This window comes from Aquitalea sp. ASV11, from assembly GCF_016429185.1.
GTDB lineage: Bacteria > Pseudomonadota > Gammaproteobacteria > Burkholderiales > Chromobacteriaceae > Aquitalea > Aquitalea pelogenes.
In genome coordinates this window covers 1-259 of the sequence record NZ_JAELUD010000315.1, presented here as the reverse complement: position 1 = coordinate 259, position 259 = coordinate 1, and the positions used below count along the sequence as shown (strand labels likewise).

Below are 259 nucleotides of genomic sequence, written 5' to 3'. Positions count from 1 at the left end.
GTCTGGCGAGCCTTGCTGGCGCAGCGCGAGGCCCTGCCCGAAGGGCTGACGTTCGGCGATCTCTTGCGCCTTGGCGCGCAATGGCTGGCCGGGCGCGAAGACCGGGCCGAGTGGGCGCATGTCTGGCAAGACTTGCTGGCGCAGCGCGAGGCCCTGCCCGAAGGGCTGACGTTCGGCGAACTCTTGCGCCTTGGCGCGCAATGGCTGGCCGGGCGCGAAGACCGGGCCGAGTGGAACTACGTCTGGCAAGCTTTGCTGG

Annotated in this window: 1 protein-coding gene; it reads left to right on the top strand. The window is 69.9% G+C overall.

Annotated features, from left to right (window positions below):
• Window positions 1-12 precede the first annotated feature (12 nt).
• Window positions 13-259 (top strand): hypothetical protein (locus JHD62_RS22345; RefSeq protein WP_199104701.1); only part of this gene is annotated, 247 nt, incomplete at its 3' end.